Origin of the sequence: Kribbella sandramycini, assembly GCF_013131805.1 — a bacterium.
Taxonomy (GTDB): Bacteria; Actinomycetota; Actinomycetes; order Propionibacteriales; family Kribbellaceae; genus Kribbella; species Kribbella sandramycini.
The window spans coordinates 912400-928703 of the sequence record NZ_JABJRC010000001.1; the positions used below are offsets into that span (position 1 = coordinate 912400).

Sequence of the window (16304 nt, forward strand, 5' to 3'; positions counted from 1 at the left end):
ACTGTTCGAGACAAGACCTGACCCGACCATCACGGGGGAACGGCCGGGCCAGGCACTTTCGATACTACTCCGGTTCGGAGTAGGCAGGTGGGTAAATCGGCAGCGGACGCGCCGGGGCGCTGCACTTCGGGTGCCGGACCGCCAGCACTCACCTACTCACCTGAAACACCTCCGCCCGGCCGACGCTGAGCGTGGGCCGGGCGGGTTCTGCATAGTTGGCGAGTGAGGAGCGTCCGCCTACTCGTCGATCTTGAGCTTGACCGGCACCTGGCGCCGGTCGTACGACGACTTGATCAGGCTGGCGACGGTGGTGACGAACAGGGTGCCCGCGATGAAGCTGAGTGAGGTGATGATGCCGATGTGCGGCAGGTGGATCGCGCCGATGTCGTCGATATGCGAGCCGTGCAGGGCCTCGACGATCAGCTTGACGCCGATGAAGGCGAGGATGACCGACAGGCCGACGTTCAGGTAGACGATCCGTTCGAGCAGGCCGCCGATCAGGAAGTACAGCTGGCGCAGCCCCATCAGCGCGAACGCGTTGGCGGTGAGCACGACGTAGGCGTCCTGGGTGAGCCCGAAGATCGCCGGGATCGAGTCGAGCGCGAAGATCACGTTCGCCATCCCGATCGCGGCGATCACGATCACCAGCGGCGTCAGCAGCCGCTTGCCGTCGACGCGGGTCGTCAGCTTGGCGCCGTCGTAATCGTGTGCCAGCGGCAGCAACCGGCGCATGCCGCGCAGGACGGCGTTCTCCTGAAAATCTTCGTCGTCATTCTCCCCCTCGATCGCCAGCCGGACGGCGGTGTAGACCAGGAAGGCGCCGAAGATGTAGAACACCCAGCTGGCCGCCGAGATCGCGGCCGCGCCGGCCAGGATGAAGACCGCGCGGAGCAGCATCGAGACCACGATGCCGATGTAGAGCACCTTGTCCTGCGCGAGCGCCGGCACACCGAACCGGGCCATGATGATGACGAAGACGAACAGGTTGTCGACACTCAGGCTGTACTCGGTGATGTACCCCGCGACGAACTCACCACCGGTCTGGCTCGGACTGAACAGGAACAGCCCGACCGCGAAGAGCCCGGCCAGCCCGACATAGAACAGCACCCACCGGGTCGCATCCTTGATCGTCACGGCGCGTTTGCGCCGCGCGATCACGATCAGGTCGAACGCGACGATCGCGAGCAGGCCGACGATCGTGAGCACCCAGACCAGCGGGGACATGACAGAAACCATGAAGAAGATCGTATACCGCATACAGCAAACCTGCCTAGATCGCCAACCAATGGAATTAGTCACCTATAATGACTGTCATGAATCTTGACCATGAAGCAGTCTTCGCGGCGGCCTGGAGCGCGCCGGGCACGACCTCGGTGGAGTTGCCGGCCGTCCGGGTGAACGACGTCCTGCGGGATCGGTACGACGTGACCCCACCGTTCAGCTACACCGGCGCCCAACTCTGGGACATGGAGGCGCGGAAGGCCGCCGCCCCGGACCAGTACATTCCGACCGTCGTCCGGACCGGGAGCGCGGAGAAGTTCCCCAGCGTCCACACCGGTCAGCTCGAGGACTTCACCCGTATCTCCGACCAGCGCCTGTGGGCCGACCCGGAGCAGTACGCGACGATCATCGAGCACGTCCGGCTCGACCATCAGCACCGGCGGGCGTTCTTCCTCGGCGCCGAGCGCTTCGAGACCCCGGACGGCCGGGTCGTGACGGCGGGCGCCGGGCAGCCGCTCTTCCACGTCGAGCACTCCGTCGCGGGCGACGAGGACGACCCGCTGAACCTGTGGCGCATCGTGCTGCTCACCGAGGAGTACGACGCCGCGCTCGCCGCGTCCTTCGAAGGCCTGGCCAAGGACCCGTACCTGCGGGTCTTCGTCGAGGTGCACCTGCGCGAGGTGCTCGGGCGCGCGTTGGTCCGGCGCTGACCGTAGGCCGGTCTTGTAGGGTTTCACCCCATCCGACAGACGTGAGGAGGCAGCCATGACCGAGCGCAGGGACGCGTCGTCCGACTTGGGCGTTCTGGCCGGCAGGCTGCTCTTCTCGGTCCAGGGCGAGCTGTTCCGGCGGCTGCACCACGCGGGTTTCGACGACATCTCACCCCGCCACGGCGCCGTCCTCGCCTACCTGCGCGCCGACGGTATCCGGGCCACCGAGCTCGCCCGGCTCTCGGGTCAGCACAAGCAGGTGGTCGGCAAGAATCTCGACGAGCTCGAAGCGCTCGGGTACGTCGAACGCCGGCCCGACCCGGCCGACCGGCGCGCGAAACTCGTCGTCCCGACCGCGCGCGGACAGGCCGAGATGCAGGCCGCCGACGCGATCATGGCCGAGATCGGCGAACGGCATCGCGAGTCCCTCGGCCCGGCCGTGTACGACCGCTTCATCGCCGACTTCCGCTTCGTCGTCGAAGCGCAGCGCAGCACTACTTAGCCGGGAACAGCGTCCCCTTCGCGAGCGCCATCAGCGAGCGGACGGCGATCGCGCCGACCAGCGCCGTGATCGCGATCAGGATCAGCCAGGCCAGGACGTCGTTCGTCACCCAGTGCAGCAGCGCCGACGCGACCGCGGCCCAAGCGAACGTGAACGCCCAGAAGCCGATCGAGAACTTCAGCCGGACGAACAGCGGCAGCAACCGCAGCTGCGCGAGCGCCATCAGGACGCCGTACCCGGCCAGGAACTGGGCCATCATGTCGATCACCCCGCCGTTCAGCGCGAACCAGGCCAGGCTGGCGACCGCGGCCGGCGCGACCTCGATCGCCAGCGTCGGGAGCAACAGCGTCGGCAGCGCGGGCCGGAAGAAGAGCCGGGCCAGAATGATCGACCCGAGAACGAGCCAGCAGACCATTCCGTACCCGAACATCACCCGGCCCAGCGCGTGTTGGCCGATCTGGGCGGCGCTGGTCGCGGCGACCAGGCCCCCGGCGACGGTCGGCAGGAAGTAGCCCGGATGCAGCTGATCGATGGCGAACTCGGCGTAGATCAGCTGACCGGTGAACCAAGCGCCGTGGACGACGGCCAGCGCGATGAAGGTGTCCGTCAGGACCGTGCTGAGGGACGGCGCGTACGGGTGCAGACCGGCCGACAGCAGGATCGGTGTGATCACCGCGAGCGAGACGAACGGCGCGAAGATCGGATGGACGAGATCGGTTCGGACGGAGCCGCCGATCAGGTAGGCCACCAGCGTGACCAGCCAGATGACCGCGGCGAGGACGAGCAGGGCCCGGCCGATCCCGCCCGGCACGAGGCCGTGGTTCGCGGCGGTGGACCACGCGCCGGCCAGACCGCTCAGGCCGAACGCCGCTCCGAACGTGTTGGGCGGGATCTTGGGCACTCGACTCGCCTCAGATCTCGACGAGGACGCGCGACGTACCGGAACCCTGCTCGACATCCTCGTGCGCGGCCGCGATCTGGTCGAGCGGGTAGGTCGCACGGATGTCGTAGTGCAGGTCGCCGGCCGTGAGTGCAGCGGTCAGGTCGCGGGCCGCGTCCTGGTTCGCGGCCTCGGGGAAGTCGTCGTTGCTGAGGAAGCGCACGGTGACATTCTTGAACGCGAGCTGCCAGAACGGAACGGCAGGTTCGGTCTCGCCGGTCGCGTACGTCGCGATCGAACCGCCGTACCGGAGCAGGTCGGTGGCCAGCTCGATGTTCTTGTCGAACGCGAGATCGGCGACCAGGTCGATCGCCTCTGCGCCGACGGCGTCGACGATCTGGTCGCGTAGGTCCGGTCCGGCGATGAAGGCGTGGTGTGCGCCGAGTTTCAAGGCCGCGTCGCGCTCGGCCGCGCGGCGTACCGTGGCCAGGACGGTCGCGCCGCCGCGCCTGGCCGTCGCCAGGGCCGCGCGCCCGACCGCGCCGGTGGCGCCGGTGACCAAGACGTTGCTACCGGCAACGCTGCCGCCGGCCATGATCGCGCGATGCCCGGTGATCCCGGGGATGCCGAGTCCGGCCGCCTGGGCGGCGTCGATCTGCGCCGGTAGGACAACGGCGCGATCGGCGGGAACGACCGTGTACTCCGCGGCCGTTCCGCCAGGCCGGTAGGACTGCGCCAGGTAGACCCAGACCCGCTCGCCGATCCGCTCCGCGGCGACTCCGTTGCCGACGGCATCGATGACGCCGACGCCGTCGCCGTGCGGGATCACCCGCGGGTACGTCATCACGGACCCCCAGTAGCCCTGACGCTTGCCGATATCGCCGACATGGATACCGGACAGCTCGATCCGGACCCGCACCTCGCCCGGCGCGGGCTCCGGCGCCGGCAGCTCGCCGGTCTGCAACACGTCCCGGGCGGCGCCCTGCTTGTCGTACCAGGCGGCTCTCATCGCCGTTCTCCTTCTGAGCTGAGCTCCCGGATCACGGGAGCAATCTGTTCGCCGAAGCGGCAAATCTGGTCGTCGTCCGCATGCTCGGGCCAGAGCACGAAGCCGGTGAAACCGTCCTCCTCGGCAAGCCGGGTGAGGATCTCGACCCAGCCCTTCGCGTCGGTCCGGACGGGATCGGCACCGGTCAGCTCGGAGCTGCCGGGCGCGGTGGTGATGGTGCCGACGAGCTGAGCGAGCCGGCGGACGGCGGTCGGTTCACGGCCGGCCTCGACCGCGGCGCGGTCGATGATCCGGTTGCTCTCGGCCCATCGCTCGTACGGAAGGTACGACGGGATCGGCGCGGCCCAGCCGTCGGCGACCCGGCCGGTCAGCGCCAGACTGCGCGGGCCTTGCGAACCGAGCCAGATCTCCACGCCGGCTGAGTCGGGCGCTTGGCCGGCCAGGTCGGTGACGGCGTACCACTCCCCCGCTGCGGTCACCTTGGCGTTCGGCTGCCAGAGCCGGCGGATCAGGGTGATGGCCTCTTCTTGCGCGGCGAGCGCCTGGCGTGGGGTCAGCCGCTCGACGCCCATGGAGGTGATCGCATCCCAGTAGCCGCCGGCGCCGAGGCCGAGCTGGAACCGGCCGCCGGACAGGCGGCTCAGCGAGCTGGACACTCGGGCCAGTCCCGGGGCCGGGCGGAGCGGGAGGTTGGCGACATCGGGGAACAGGTGGATGCGTTCGGTCCGCGCGAGCAGGTCGGCGATCAGCGTGAACGCGTCGAGGTAGCCGGCGACGTACGGATGGTCCTGGATGCCGATCAGGTCGAGGCCGGCGCGCTCGGCGGTCAGCGCGAGCGTGCGGTCGTGGTCGATGTTCAGCGTCGGTGCGATCGAGACGCCGAGAACCAGATCGGTCATGGAGCTCCTTTAGTCACCAATTATGATAGTCACCAATCCTGACCAATTCAATCGGAGGTTGCAGAGCTCCGGATGTCAGGCCCTTCCACCGCCGTCGAAGCGCCTTTCGAGCAGCCCCGAACGGTTGGTGCGGCAGCCGCGGCCCGCCGACGCTGAATCCATGATTTCTCGCCGTGCAGTACTGGGTGGAGTCGTCGGAGCCGGGGCTGCTTTTCACCTCTGGCCTAACAGCGCGGCCGCGGTCGCCGGTGCGCCGCCGGTGACCATCCCGCAAGTGCGGGAGTGGGTCGCCGGGAGCGGCGTGTACCAGTACGGCGCCGGGACACGACTGGTGGCTGACTCGGCCGAGTTGAGCGCGACGACGTCGACCGTCGCCGAAGACCTGCTCGCACTGACGGGCCGCCGTCCGCTCGTCGTCCAGGCCGGCGCACCTGCCTCCGGGGACGTGTTCCTGACTCTTGTCAACGACGCGGCATTGGGCGACGAGGGCTATCGGCTGATCGTCGGCGACGCCGTCCGGATCGAGGCGCGGACAGCACGCGGCTGCTTCTACGGCACCCGGACGCTACTGCAGATGTTGCGCAAGGCAACCACCATCCCCGGCGGAACGATCCGCGACTGGCCGTCGTACCCCGAGCGCGGGCTGCTGATCGCGAACGAACTGCGCACGCTGCCGGAGCGCTGGTGGCAGGAGCGGATCCGCGAGATGGCCTACCTGAAACTCAACCTGCTCTACTTCTACGTCGGCTACCCCCTAGCCTCGATCGCCGACATGCAGAAAGTCGCCGCCTACGCCGCCCACTACCACGTCACCGTAGTCCCCCAACTCAACATGCCCGGCCACATGGCCAACATCACCGGCCACCCGCAGCTCCCAGGGCGACCACAGAGCCTGGACCTGAGAGGCCCGCAAGGCATCGATTTCGCCCGCCGGAAGCTTGCGGAGTTGCTGCCCGCCTTCACAACACCGAGCTGGCATCTAGGGGCAGACGAGTACATGCACCGTGGTGACTACGCCGACTACCCGGAGCTGCTCACTCGCGCGCACGAGCTGTTCGGCGACAACGCGACCGAGCGAGACCTCGTGTACGACTTCGTCAACAACGCGAACGCGGTCGTCCGGGCGCACGACAAGTGGGCGCGGATCTGGAACGACGACCTGTTCCCGAACGCAGTTGTGCGGATCGACCAGAGCGTGACCATCGAGCACTGGGAGAACTTCGGCGTACCCGCGGCGGATTTACTTGCCCAGGGCTACAAACTGCAGAACTGCCATCGCCACCAGCTGTACTACAACGTCGGCGGCGACCTCGCGCTCGATCCGGAAGAGATCTACCGGGACTTTCGGGTCGGGGCTTTCAATGGCAGCAAGGTCGATGACAACCATGCCGGTCTGCTCGGCGCGAAGTTGCACGTATGGATCGACGACATCACTCCGGTGCCCGACGCCGAGATCGCGGCGCACATCTTCGCGCCGATGCGCAGCATCGCGCAGCGTACGTGGGACACCGTGCGGCCGGTGAAGACGTACGCCGAGTTCGCCCCGCGGATCACCCAGCTCGGGCATGCGCCGGGGAACGAGGGGTGGTTGAGTGAGACGGCTGGGTTGAGTGGGCGGGCGTTCGTGAAGGGGGCGGAGCAGCATGTGCTGGTCGCGGCCGGTGCGGCGGGCGGCGTACTGCACTGGTCTTACAGCGACGCCACTGGAGTGGTGAGCGACCGGTGGGGCGGGCCTGTACTACAGGGGCAGCCGATCGGCTTTCAGCACGGCGAGGAGCATCATGCGTTCGGCCGGGCCGCCGACGGCTCGCTCGCGCATTGGCAGTGGACGCCGGGTGACGCAAACGCGCCGCACTTCGACAACTGGCTGGCTGGGCCGGGCTCGCTGACCTCCGCGCCGGCGGCCCTCGCGTACTTCGACCAGCAACACGTCTTCTACCGCAACGCCGCCGGCGGACTCACCCACCGGACGTACGACCGCTCCTCCGGCGAGATCCACGTCGAGGACTGGGGAGGCGCCCTCGAAGGCAATCCGGTCGCCTACGTCTGGAACGACGAGCAGCACGTCTTCGGCCGCGGCCCCGACGGCTCGCTCCGGCACTGGTGGTACACCCCACGCCAGACCACCACCCCCCAACGCGACACCTGGACCGGCCCCAACACCATCGCCTCCACCCCCACCGGCTTCGCCTACGCCGACCAGCAACACGTCTACTACCGAACCCCCGCCAACCGCCTGGCCCACACCTACTGGGACCAGTCCACCAACACCATCACCACCGAAGACTGGGCCGGCGAACTCATCGGCGACCCGGTCGGCTACGTCTGGCGCGACGAACAGCACGTCTTCGCCCGCACCCCCGCCAACGCTCTGGCCCACTGGTACTACACCCCCACCCAAACCACCACGCCCGCCCGCGACCTCTGGACCCCGCCCAACACCGTCACCACCGACCCCACCGGCTACGCCACCCCCCACCAACAACACACCTTCTACCGAACCCCCACCGCCACCCTCGGCCACCGCTACTGGAACGCCCGCACCAACCAACTAGTAACCGACGACTGGCCCGGCACCCTCCCCAGCTGACGAAACCACCTTGCCGAACTCCCAAGCCGGCAGATTGGATCCTGAATCATGCGCGCTCGACTCGTGCTGCTCTGCGGCACCACCTTCGCCGGCAAGAGCACCGTCGCCAGGGCACTCGCTCCGCGGCTGGCTGCCGAGATCGTCAGCCTCGACGAGATCAATGCCCGCCGCGGCCTGTGGGGCGGCGACGGGATGACCGGTGCGGAATGGGCGCGAACCCACGATCTCGCCGCGGCCGAGGTCCGGGAGTTGCTCACGACCGGCCGGTCGGCACTGGTCGACGACACCAGCTCCCGCAGGTTCCTCCGGGACCGCTGGCGTGCGCTGGCGGCGGACGCCGACGCGCGTTTCACCTTGCTGTACGTCGATGTGGACCAGACGACCGTCCGGGAACGCCGGGCGGCGAATCAGCTGACCCGCGGCCGGCGGGACGTCTCCGACGCGGTGTTCGAGCAGCACCTGCTGGATTTCGAGCCGCCAGAGTCCGATGAGCGAGCGCTCCGGCTCGGGAGTTAGGCAAAAAGTTTCTGTTTCGGTTGAGGGGTGGGAGATTTTTGCTGGGAGGAGTACAAAGAGGGTCTGAGGTCTTACCGCCCCTAGACCTGGAGGAACGCATGAGTGTGATGTACGGACTTGTCGGTGAAGCTTCGTGGTTCTGTTGCGGGAACGCATGGGGACCTTGTGCGAGTACCGGGACCGGTGCTTGCGGGACGTGTCATTCGGGGAACATGCAACATGCGTGGACGAACACGTCGGACGCTTGTTACGCGATCACCCGGCCGGACAACTGCGGGGTCACCGGGGTTTCCCGGCGGACGTGCGGGTTCCGGCATGCGACGACGAACCTGTGCAACGGCGCACGGGTGGTGACGTCGATCGCGGACTGCGGGCCGCGGACGCGCTCGTTCTGCGGGGAGCGCGCTTGTTGCGGTGGGACGTGCGCGTCCAACCGCGTGATGGACCTGACGCCGGCCGCGTTCACGCGGATCGCGAGCCTGAGCGCGGGTCTCATTCCGGCCGGCATCGACGTGGGATGAGGTGAGCAGAGATGACTACGACCATGGATCGCCGCGCTCTGCTCACGCGCGCCGCGCTGGGTGCGACCGGGCTGGTGGCTGCCAGCGCGATGGGATCGCTGGCGCCGGAGGCGGCGTTCGCCGCTGACCAGCCGTTCGCGGTCGCGGGTCAGCCGGACCCGAACTTCGCCGAAGGGCTGATCACCGGCCGGAACAAGGATCTCCTGCAGGTACAGGGATCCGACGGCCGGCTGCACAAGATCCAGCTCACCGGAGTGACCAGTATCTGGAAGCTCCGGCCGACCACGATCGACGAGGCCAGGATCGGTGACGGCCTGTACGCCCGCGGCGTCAAACTGCCGGACGGCGTCCTGGCCGCCGAGTCGGTCTGGCTCAACATCGTCAACCTGGACGTGATGGTGAACTCGATCGGCCGATCGAGTCTCAATCTCGACCACCACGGCCAGAAGGTCGTCGGCCACGTCCAGCCGGGGATCACCGCGGCCGTCTACAACGGCACCCCCGCGGTATCGGACCTGACGCTGCTCAAGGTCGGCCGGCACGTCCAGGTGATCGGCGCCTGGCGGCCGGGGACCAACGAGATCGACATCGCGACGATCTACGCGGCCGGCTGACCGATGGCCTGGCAGCAACTCGCGGCCGCCCAGCCGTTGCTGATCGGCCTGATCCTGCTCTGGTCGGCGTCCGGCAAACTGATCGGCCCGGACGTCGCCGAGCAGGCGAAGAAGACCGCATTGCCACGGCTGGTCGGCGAGCAGCGCGCCGCGCCGGTCTATCGGACAGTCGGCGGGATCGAGGTCGTCCTCGCGCTCGCCCTGCTCCTCCCACCGGTGTCGATCCTGAAGCCACTGGCAGCCGCGGCCCTGTTCGTGGGTTTCACCGGCTACCTGATCTACGCCAAACTCGTCGTCCCGGAGGCCTCCTGCGGCTGTACGGGCGCCGCCGCCAAACCGGTCGGCTATCGCGCGATCGCGCGCGCATCGTTGCTCCTAGCAACGTCCTTGGCCACCCTGACCACAACCGAAGGCTGGTGGTCGGCCGGCCCGGCGACACTCGCCCTCCTCCTGGAGGCCGCCGCGTACGTCGTCCTTTCGGCCGAGCTGGATCGCTATTGGCTGCTGCCGCTCCGGCGGCTCCGGGTTCGCCTCAGCCACCCCCTCGCCGGCGCGAAATCCACCGGCACCCCACTCGCGGCGACCCAGCGCCGCCTGATGCACAGCCCGGCCTACCGCGCGGTGACCGGACTGCTGCGTTCCGATATCCGCGACTACTGGGACGACGAGGACTGGCGGTACGTCAGCTACACCGCCAAGTACGACGGCCGCCCGGCGACCGCCGTCTTCGCCGTACCGCACACCGGGGACGCCGTCCGCGTCGCCGTCGTCGACGACGATTCCGGTCAAACGCTGTACCGGCCCGTCGCACTACCGGCCTGATCGCACCAGCCATTCGGAAAGCGCCTTCCCTCCTGTTGACAGCCCTCGACAGAAGGTGGTGTCATCACCACACATCGTTAGGAAGCCTTCCTAACGATGTGTGGTTTCCCCTGCAGCTCCTCCGCCCCGGAACCCAGGAGAACTGATGACACCTCGCTCGCTCCGGCGTGCCGCCGTGTCGGCTGCGACGGCTCTGGCCGCAGCCCTCGCGCTGGTCGCCGCCGCTCCGCCGTCCGCCACCGCCGCCCCGACCGACTACCAGGCCGAGGACGCGACCATCTCCCAGGGAGTGGTCGAATCCAACCATGCCGGCTTCACCGGCACCGGCTTCGTCAACTACGACAACCTCGTCGGCAGCTATGTCGAATGGACCGTCAGCGCCCCGGCCGGCCCCGCCGACGTGACGCTGCGCTACGCCAACGGGACGGCGGCCAACCGGCCGCTGGACTGGACGGTGAACGGCCAGGCCGGCGCCGTCGGGATCACCTATCCCGGCACCGGCGCCTGGACCACCTGGCAGACCAAGACCGTCCGCCTCCAACTCGTTGCCGGAGTCAACAAGATCCGCGCCCGCGCGACCACCGCCGACGGCGGCCCGAACGCGGACCGGCTGACCGTCAATCCGACCACGAACGACACCAACCCGCCGTCCCCGCCGAGCAACCTGGTGGTCAGCAACATCCGCTCGAATGCCGCCACCTTCACCTGGAGCGCGGCCAGTGACGACGTCGGCGTCACCCGCTACGAGATCAACCGCGGCGGTAACGTGCTGAAGGTCGTCGACGCGAACACGCTGTCCGCGACTGTGGACACCTTGACCGCTAACACGCAGTACGACATCTCGGTCGGCGCCTACGATGCCGCGGGCAACGCGTCCCAGCAGAGCAATGTGGTCGCCTTCACGACCCCGCCGAGCAACGACACCCAGCCGCCGACGGCGCCGGGCAACCTGCGCTCGACGTCCGTGACGGTCAACAGCGTCTCGCTGGCCTGGAACGCATCCACTGACAACAGCGGCAGCATCGCCGGGTACGACGTCTACCAGGGCGCGACCAAGGTCGCCTCGACCGGCTCGCTGACCACGACGGTGACCGGGCTGGCCGCGAACACCAGCTACACCTTCACGGTGAAGGCGCGCGATCCGAACAACAACGAGTCCGCGGCGAGCAACGCCTTGACCGTGCGGACGTCGACGTCCGGCTCCGGCGGGATCCCGGCGTTCGATCGGGACATCGCCAAGGTAGACCTCGGCTGGAGCGTCGCGTTCCTGCCGGACGGCTCGGCCCTCGTCACCGAGCGGGACCGGTTCGAAGTGGTCCGGGTGACCTCGACGGGTGCGAAGACGACGCTGGGCAAGGTCCCGGGCGCGGTGACGACCACCGGTGAAGGCGGCCTGCTGGGCATCGCCGTCTCGCCGAACTTCGCCACCGACAACTGGGTGTACTTCTACCACACGGCCGCCAACGACAACCGCGTCGTGCGGATGAAGCTGGAGAACGGTGTCCTGGCCACCACCTCGTCGCCGGTGCTCACCGGGCTGACCAAGAACCGCTTCCACAACGGCGGCCGGATCGGCTTCGGCCCGGACGGCAAGCTGTACGCGTCGGTCGGGGACGCGCAGAACACCGGGAACGCGCAGAACAACGGCTCGCTGAACGGCAAGATCCTGCGGATGAACCCGGACGGCACCGCGCCGAGTGACAACCCGTTCTTCAGCAGCGGCGGCAACGCCCGCTACGTCTGGAGCCGCGGCCACCGCAACCCGCAGGGCCTGGCCTGGGACTCCCGCGGTCAGCTGTGGGCCTCGGAGTTCGGTGAGAACAGCCAGGACGAGCTCAACCTGATCCAGAAGGGCGGCAACTACGGCTGGCCGTCCTGTGAGGGCACCATCGGCAGCTGCGGCGGCTTCATCGCGCCGAAGCGCACCTGGTCGACGGCGCAGGCCGGCCCGAGCGGGATCGAGATCGTCAACGACTGGATCTACATCGCCGGCGTCACCGGCTCGCAGTTGTGGGTCACCCAGATCAACTCCGCCGGGAACGGCGTCGGCAACCCGCAAGCGGTCTTCTCCGGCCGCTGGGGCCGCCTGCGCAGCGTCACCAAGACGCCCGACGGAGGCCTCTGGCTGACCTCCACCAACGGCGACCGCAACGGCGGCAGCCCGAACACGCTCGACAACGTGATCGTCCGCCTCCGGTTCGGCTGACAGTAACGACAGGAGGTAGTCCCTCCGAAACCGCCCGGCACGCCCGACCCTGAGCGTGCCGGGCGGTCTACGTAGACGACTACGTCCTGTCCTTACGGACGCGGCCGGCCGAAATCCGAGTACTGCGGCACGCCGGTCTCCAAGGCCTGCAGCGCCAGCCCGAGCCGGCGATACATCGACGGCTTCAGCTGCGGCCGCGCTTCGTCCAGCGTCAGAAACACCGCCGTCCGCACCTCCCCCGCCTGCAACACCAGCTCCTCGTCCCCGCGCAATACGCCGCCGTCGAACACGAACGCGAGCGCGTCGTGCCACACCCCGCGCGCGGGATCCCAGTCGGCCACCAACATCGGCCCGATCGCCAGCTCAAGCCCGACCTCCTCCAGCACCTCCCGCCGGCACGCGTCGTACGGCGACTCGTCCGCCTCCGCAATCCCGCCGGGAATGTCCAGCATCGGCTTGTACGACGGCTCGATGAACAAGATCCGCCCGTCCCGATCCCGGATCAACGCCCCGCCTGAAACCCGCTTCCGCGGCAACCGCCCCGCCACCCCCGCATGAAACTCCGGCTCCGGCGGCCCGTCCGCATTCAAATCGTCCTGTCGATCCACCCGCCCAGTCTGACGTCATGTCACAGACCGGAAGTCGGCGCGTGTCCGGAGGGGGACGAAAGGACATGGGATGACACAGATCGTGGTGCTGGGGGCCGGGTATTCCGGGATGGTGGCGGCGCAGTCGGCGGCGCGGCGGACGACGGCGCAGGTGACGTTGGTGAATGCGCGCGGGGCGTTCGTCGAGCGGGTTCGGATGCATGAGCTGGCGTCGGGGAAGGTGCTGGCGGAGCGGCCGATCGCCGAGTTGCTGAAGGGGTCCGGGGTCGAGTTCGTGCTGGATCGGGTCGAGCACGTCGATGCCGAGCGGCGTGTGGTCGGGTTGACGAGTGGCGAGCTGGCGTACGACGTGCTGATCTATGCGCTGGGGAGCCGGGCCGACCTGGATTCGGTGCCTGGGGTTCGCGAGTACGCGTACACCGTGGCGGATGTGGACAGTGCGCGAGAGCTGTCCGCGCGGTTGCAGGGGCCGGGTTCGATCGCGGTCGTCGGCAGCGGGCTGACCGGACTGGAGGCGGTGACCGAGCTCGCCGAGACCTTTCCGGGCCGCCCGATTCAGCTGGTGACCGCGGGCGAGCTCGGCGCCGCCGTCTCCGAACGCGGACGCCGGCACCTGCACAAGGTCTTCGACCGGCTCGGCATCACGACGGTCGAGAACGCCCGGGTCGCGGCGGTCGACAGCACCGGCCTGCAACTCGCGGACGGCGATCACGTGGACGCCGATGTCGTCGTGTGGACGACCGGGTTCGAAGTCCCGGAGATCGCCCGCAAGGCCGGCTTCGCCGTCGACGAGCGCGGCCGAATCATCGTCGACCCCGCGCTGCGTTCGGTCTCGCATCCCGACGTGACCGCGGTCGGCGACGCCGCCGTCGTCCGCCCCAAGAGCACCGAGGAACTGCGAATGTCGTGCGCAACCGGCATCCCGATGGCCGGCCACGCGGCCCGCGCCGTCGCCGACCGCCTGGCCGGCCGCGAGCCCCGCGCCCTCCGCTTCCGCTACTTCAACCAGTGCATCAGCCTCGGCCGCCACGACGCCCTGATCCAGTTCGTCCACCCCAACGACTCCCCCCGCACCACCGTCCTAACCGGCCACCTCGCCGCGTACTACAAAGAACGCATAGTCCGCGGCGCCCTCTACACCATGCGCAACCCTGTCCTCGCCCGCTTCAGCTGACGAACTCGGTTGACCGCTCCGGCGCGCTGAAGGTGAACTCGAAGCTCACCTGATCGGAGGCCGGTATGACCGTGCGCGTCGCAACCGAAGCAGATCGCTCGCAGCTGGCGCGACTGCTGCGTCAGCTGCACCCGGAGGCGCTCGACCCGGGGAGCCTGCCGCGAGTCCGGCAGGAGGCCCGGACGTTCGTCGCGGGTGAACCCGTCGTCGGGCTGGCGGTGGTCACCTTCGTGGATTACGGGCTGAGCGCGTACGGCGTCCTCGAGGAGCTGGTCGTCGACGAGGCGGCCCGAGGGGCTGGAGTCGGCCGCGCGCTGGTCGCCGAGTGCGAGCGATGGCTGCTGGAGCTGGACGCCGAGGTGGTGTTCGTCTCCGCTGTCGATGCCGGAGCCGCCCGGTTCTATCGCCGGTCCGGTTTCAGCGACTGCACCGGACCGTGGCTTTTCAGGGGGCTGAGGGTGGGGTGAAGGGGCCGGCGGGGAGGTTTAGTTGGCGGAGGAGGTCGGCGAGGTTGTAGTAGTCGGCGGCTGAGGTGAGGCGGTGGTGGTGGAGGGTGAGGATGGTGGTGGCGGGGACGGCGAAGGATTTGCCGGCGGGGTTGTAGGGGGCGAAGGGGTGGTGGGTGGTGAAGGTGCCGGAGAAGGTCCAGGTGATGGCGATGCGGTCGCCGTCGACGATGGTGTCGTGGATGGTGACTTTGAGCGGGCTGATGGCGCGGCGGGTGATCTCGCCCCATTGCCTGGCGCCGGCGGGGCCGGTGAAGGAGGCCTGGAAGGCGTGGTCTGTGTAGGTGCCGTCGCGGGCGAAGAGTTTGCTCATGGCAACGGGGTCGGCGGTGTTCCAGGCGTTCGCCCATTGCTGGACGATGCGTGGGGTGTGGCGACCGGGTTGAGACATCGAAGTTCCGTCCGGGGTGGCGATGGCGGGGGCGGCGGCCAGGGCGGCGCCGGCGGTGAGGGTGAGGGCGGCGAGCAGGCGGGTGCTGCGGGACATGGCGGGTGGTCCTTTCAGGGGATGATGACGACCTTGCCGGCGGCGGAGCCGGACTCGGCGTAGCGGACGGCGTCGGCGACGTCGGCCAGCGGGAAGGCGCGGGCGATGCGGGCGGTGATGTCACCGGCGGCGAGCTGGCCGAAGACGGCTTCGAGGTCGGCGCGCAGTTCGGCGCGGTGCTGGGCGAGGCGGCGGCGACCGGCCCAAAGGTTGAAGAAGGTGGCCGACTTGCCGTTCGGCAGCAGGTTCCAGAGCACGAGCTTGCCGATCAGCGCGAGGACAGGCAGCCGGGCATTCCCCGCCTGGTCGCGGGTCGCGGCGGTCCCGTAGGAGACCAGCGTCCCGCCGCGGCCGAGCATCGACCACGAGGTGTTGATCCCGGCGCCGCCGACGTGGTCGAAGACCGCCTTCACACCCTCCGGCGCCAGCGTGGCGACCTGAGTGGCAACGTCACTGGCCCGGTCGATCGGCAGCGCGCCCAGCTCCCGGACGTACGGGAAGTGCCGCTTCGAGACGACGCCGATCACCTGCGCGCCCGCATGCCGGGCGAGCTGAACGAGCAGCGAGCCGACCCCGCCGTTCGCCCCGAGGACGACGACCGTGTCGCCGCGGCCCACCTTGGCGATCGCGAGCATCCGGCGCGCGGTGACGCCGTTCACGATCACCGCCTCGGTCTCCTCCGCGCCGACGCCGTCCGGCACCAGCGCGAGGTCGGCCGTGTCGAGCACCAGCCGGTCCGCCCAGCCGCCGATCTTGGTGACGGCGCCCACCCGCTGCCCGACCGCGAACCCGGAGTCCCCGGCGCCGAGCGCCTCGATCACCCCGACGACGTCGTACCCGGGCACGAACGGGAACGGCGGCTGGTCGTAGTACTTGCCCCGGCGCATCTGCTGCTCGGCGAACGAGACCCCGGTCGCCTCCATCCGGATCAGCGCCTGGCCGGCGCCGAGCTCCGGGACCTCGGTCTGCCGCAACCGCAGCCCGTCCGGTTCGACGATGCCCGGCAGTTCGACCTGGGTGATCATCCTTTTGCCTCCTC

At 68.8% G+C, this 16304-nt stretch carries 17 protein-coding genes; 10 read left to right on the plus strand and 7 right to left on the minus strand.

What is annotated here, in order from left to right; all coding sequences use genetic code 11:
• Window positions 1-237: 237 nt before the first annotated feature.
• On the minus strand, window positions 238-1236 hold the full coding sequence (locus tag HPO96_RS03980) for a TerC/Alx family metal homeostasis membrane protein (protein WP_202885481.1): 999 nt from the start codon (window positions 1234-1236) through the stop codon (window positions 238-240).
• Between the two features lie 77 nt (window positions 1237-1313).
• On the opposite strand from HPO96_RS03980, the gene HPO96_RS03985 reads away from it, so the two are divergent.
• Window positions 1314-1931, plus strand: coding sequence for a hypothetical protein (locus tag HPO96_RS03985; protein ID WP_171671072.1), 618 nt, complete (start codon window positions 1314-1316; stop codon window positions 1929-1931).
• A 55-nt stretch (window positions 1932-1986) separates the two neighbouring features.
• On the plus strand, window positions 1987-2433 hold the full coding sequence (locus HPO96_RS03990; protein WP_171671074.1) for a MarR family winged helix-turn-helix transcriptional regulator: 447 nt from the start codon (window positions 1987-1989) through the stop codon (window positions 2431-2433).
• Here HPO96_RS03990 and HPO96_RS03995 read toward each other — a convergent pair.
• The 3 genes from HPO96_RS03995 to HPO96_RS04005 are packed head-to-tail and all read right to left on the minus strand — an operon-like array spanning window position 2426 to window position 5221.
• Complete coding sequence (locus HPO96_RS03995) at window positions 2426-3334, minus strand: SLAC1 family transporter (protein WP_202885482.1); 909 nt, start codon at window positions 3332-3334, stop codon at window positions 2426-2428. The two genes, HPO96_RS03990 and HPO96_RS03995, sit on opposite strands and share 8 nt — an antisense overlap.
• 10 nt (window positions 3335-3344) lie before the next feature.
• Window positions 3345-4322: an NADPH:quinone reductase gene (locus tag HPO96_RS04000; protein WP_171671077.1), complete on the minus strand. Its 978-nt coding sequence runs from the start codon at window positions 4320-4322 to the stop codon at window positions 3345-3347.
• On the minus strand, window positions 4319-5221 hold the full coding sequence (locus HPO96_RS04005) for an LLM class flavin-dependent oxidoreductase (RefSeq protein ID WP_171671079.1): 903 nt from the start codon (window positions 5219-5221) through the stop codon (window positions 4319-4321). The genes HPO96_RS04000 and HPO96_RS04005 overlap by 4 nt, the downstream gene beginning before the upstream one ends.
• Window positions 5222-5381: 160 nt before the next feature.
• Between HPO96_RS04005 and HPO96_RS04010 the strand changes: the two genes are divergently transcribed.
• From HPO96_RS04010 to HPO96_RS04035, 6 genes are all read left to right on the plus strand, one after another.
• Window positions 5382-7811, plus strand: coding sequence for a glycoside hydrolase family 20 zincin-like fold domain-containing protein (locus tag HPO96_RS04010; RefSeq protein WP_171671080.1), 2430 nt, complete (start codon window positions 5382-5384; stop codon window positions 7809-7811).
• Between the two features lie 48 nt (window positions 7812-7859).
• Window positions 7860-8327 carry an AAA family ATPase gene (locus tag HPO96_RS04015; protein WP_171671082.1) on the plus strand — a complete coding sequence of 156 codons (468 nt, stop codon included), beginning with the start codon at window positions 7860-7862 and terminating at the stop codon, window positions 8325-8327.
• Between the two features lie 212 nt (window positions 8328-8539).
• Window positions 8540-8848 (plus strand): septal ring lytic transglycosylase RlpA family protein, encoded by a 309-nt coding sequence (locus tag HPO96_RS04020; RefSeq protein ID WP_238354690.1) that lies wholly within the window; start codon window positions 8540-8542, stop codon window positions 8846-8848.
• A gap of 11 nt (window positions 8849-8859) precedes the next feature.
• Window positions 8860-9462, plus strand: a complete 603-nt coding sequence (locus HPO96_RS04025; RefSeq protein WP_171671084.1) for a cell wall protein — start codon at window positions 8860-8862, stop codon at window positions 9460-9462.
• Between the two features lie 3 nt (window positions 9463-9465).
• Complete coding sequence (locus HPO96_RS04030; RefSeq protein WP_171671085.1) at window positions 9466-10284, plus strand: MauE/DoxX family redox-associated membrane protein; 819 nt, start codon at window positions 9466-9468, stop codon at window positions 10282-10284.
• Window positions 10285-10429: 145 nt separating this feature from the next.
• Window positions 10430-12490 (plus strand): PQQ-dependent sugar dehydrogenase, encoded by a 2061-nt coding sequence (locus tag HPO96_RS04035; RefSeq protein ID WP_171671087.1) that lies wholly within the window; start codon window positions 10430-10432, stop codon window positions 12488-12490.
• Window positions 12491-12582: 92 nt separating this feature from the next.
• Here the strand turns inward: HPO96_RS04035 and HPO96_RS04040 are convergent, their stop codons facing one another.
• Window positions 12583-13098 carry an NUDIX domain-containing protein gene (locus tag HPO96_RS04040; protein ID WP_171671088.1) on the minus strand — a complete coding sequence of 172 codons (516 nt, stop codon included), beginning with the start codon at window positions 13096-13098 and terminating at the stop codon, window positions 12583-12585.
• Between the two features lie 70 nt (window positions 13099-13168).
• Between HPO96_RS04040 and HPO96_RS04045 the strand changes: the two genes are divergently transcribed.
• Window positions 13169-14272 (plus strand): NAD(P)/FAD-dependent oxidoreductase, encoded by a 1104-nt coding sequence (locus HPO96_RS04045; RefSeq protein ID WP_171671090.1) that lies wholly within the window; start codon window positions 13169-13171, stop codon window positions 14270-14272.
• A 65-nt stretch (window positions 14273-14337) separates the two neighbouring features.
• On the plus strand, window positions 14338-14739 hold the full coding sequence (locus tag HPO96_RS04050) for a GNAT family N-acetyltransferase (RefSeq protein WP_171671091.1): 402 nt from the start codon (window positions 14338-14340) through the stop codon (window positions 14737-14739).
• Here HPO96_RS04050 and HPO96_RS04055 read toward each other — a convergent pair.
• Together HPO96_RS04055 and HPO96_RS04060 are read right to left on the minus strand one after the other, a co-directional pair.
• Window positions 14717-15265, minus strand: a complete 549-nt coding sequence (locus tag HPO96_RS04055; RefSeq protein WP_171671093.1) for an ester cyclase — start codon at window positions 15263-15265, stop codon at window positions 14717-14719. The two genes, HPO96_RS04050 and HPO96_RS04055, sit on opposite strands and share 23 nt — an antisense overlap.
• A gap of 14 nt (window positions 15266-15279) precedes the next feature.
• Entirely contained in the window at window positions 15280-16290 is a 1011-nt protein-coding gene (locus tag HPO96_RS04060; protein ID WP_171671095.1) for a medium chain dehydrogenase/reductase family protein, read from the minus strand.
• Window positions 16291-16304: the final 14 nt, after the last annotated feature.

Excerpts from the sequence above, each read along its gene's own strand:
- HPO96_RS04025 (WP_171671084.1), top strand. The coding sequence starts at position 8,860 with ATGACTACGACCATGGATCGCCGCGCTCTGCTCACGCGCGCCGCGCTG.
- HPO96_RS04000 (WP_171671077.1), bottom strand. The coding sequence starts at position 4,322 with ATGAGAGCCGCCTGGTACGACAAGCAGGGCGCCGCCCGGGACGTGTTG.
- HPO96_RS04045 (WP_171671090.1), top strand. The coding sequence starts at position 13,169 with ATGACACAGATCGTGGTGCTGGGGGCCGGGTATTCCGGGATGGTGGCG.
- HPO96_RS04030 (WP_171671085.1), top strand. The coding sequence starts at position 9,466 with ATGGCCTGGCAGCAACTCGCGGCCGCCCAGCCGTTGCTGATCGGCCTG.
- HPO96_RS03980 (WP_202885481.1), bottom strand. The coding sequence starts at position 1,236 with ATGGTTTCTGTCATGTCCCCGCTGGTCTGGGTGCTCACGATCGTCGGC.
- HPO96_RS04005 (WP_171671079.1), bottom strand. The coding sequence starts at position 5,221 with ATGACCGATCTGGTTCTCGGCGTCTCGATCGCACCGACGCTGAACATC.
- HPO96_RS03990 (WP_171671074.1), top strand. The coding sequence starts at position 1,987 with ATGACCGAGCGCAGGGACGCGTCGTCCGACTTGGGCGTTCTGGCCGGC.
- HPO96_RS04015 (WP_171671082.1), top strand. The coding sequence starts at position 7,860 with ATGCGCGCTCGACTCGTGCTGCTCTGCGGCACCACCTTCGCCGGCAAG.
- HPO96_RS04050 (WP_171671091.1), top strand. The coding sequence starts at position 14,338 with ATGACCGTGCGCGTCGCAACCGAAGCAGATCGCTCGCAGCTGGCGCGA.
- HPO96_RS04010 (WP_171671080.1), top strand. The coding sequence starts at position 5,382 with ATGATTTCTCGCCGTGCAGTACTGGGTGGAGTCGTCGGAGCCGGGGCT.
- HPO96_RS04020 (WP_238354690.1), top strand. The coding sequence starts at position 8,540 with ATGCAACATGCGTGGACGAACACGTCGGACGCTTGTTACGCGATCACC.
- HPO96_RS04035 (WP_171671087.1), top strand. The coding sequence starts at position 10,430 with ATGACACCTCGCTCGCTCCGGCGTGCCGCCGTGTCGGCTGCGACGGCT.
- HPO96_RS03985 (WP_171671072.1), top strand. The coding sequence starts at position 1,314 with ATGAATCTTGACCATGAAGCAGTCTTCGCGGCGGCCTGGAGCGCGCCG.
- HPO96_RS04055 (WP_171671093.1), bottom strand. The coding sequence starts at position 15,265 with ATGTCCCGCAGCACCCGCCTGCTCGCCGCCCTCACCCTCACCGCCGGC.
- HPO96_RS04060 (WP_171671095.1), bottom strand. The coding sequence starts at position 16,290 with ATGATCACCCAGGTCGAACTGCCGGGCATCGTCGAACCGGACGGGCTG.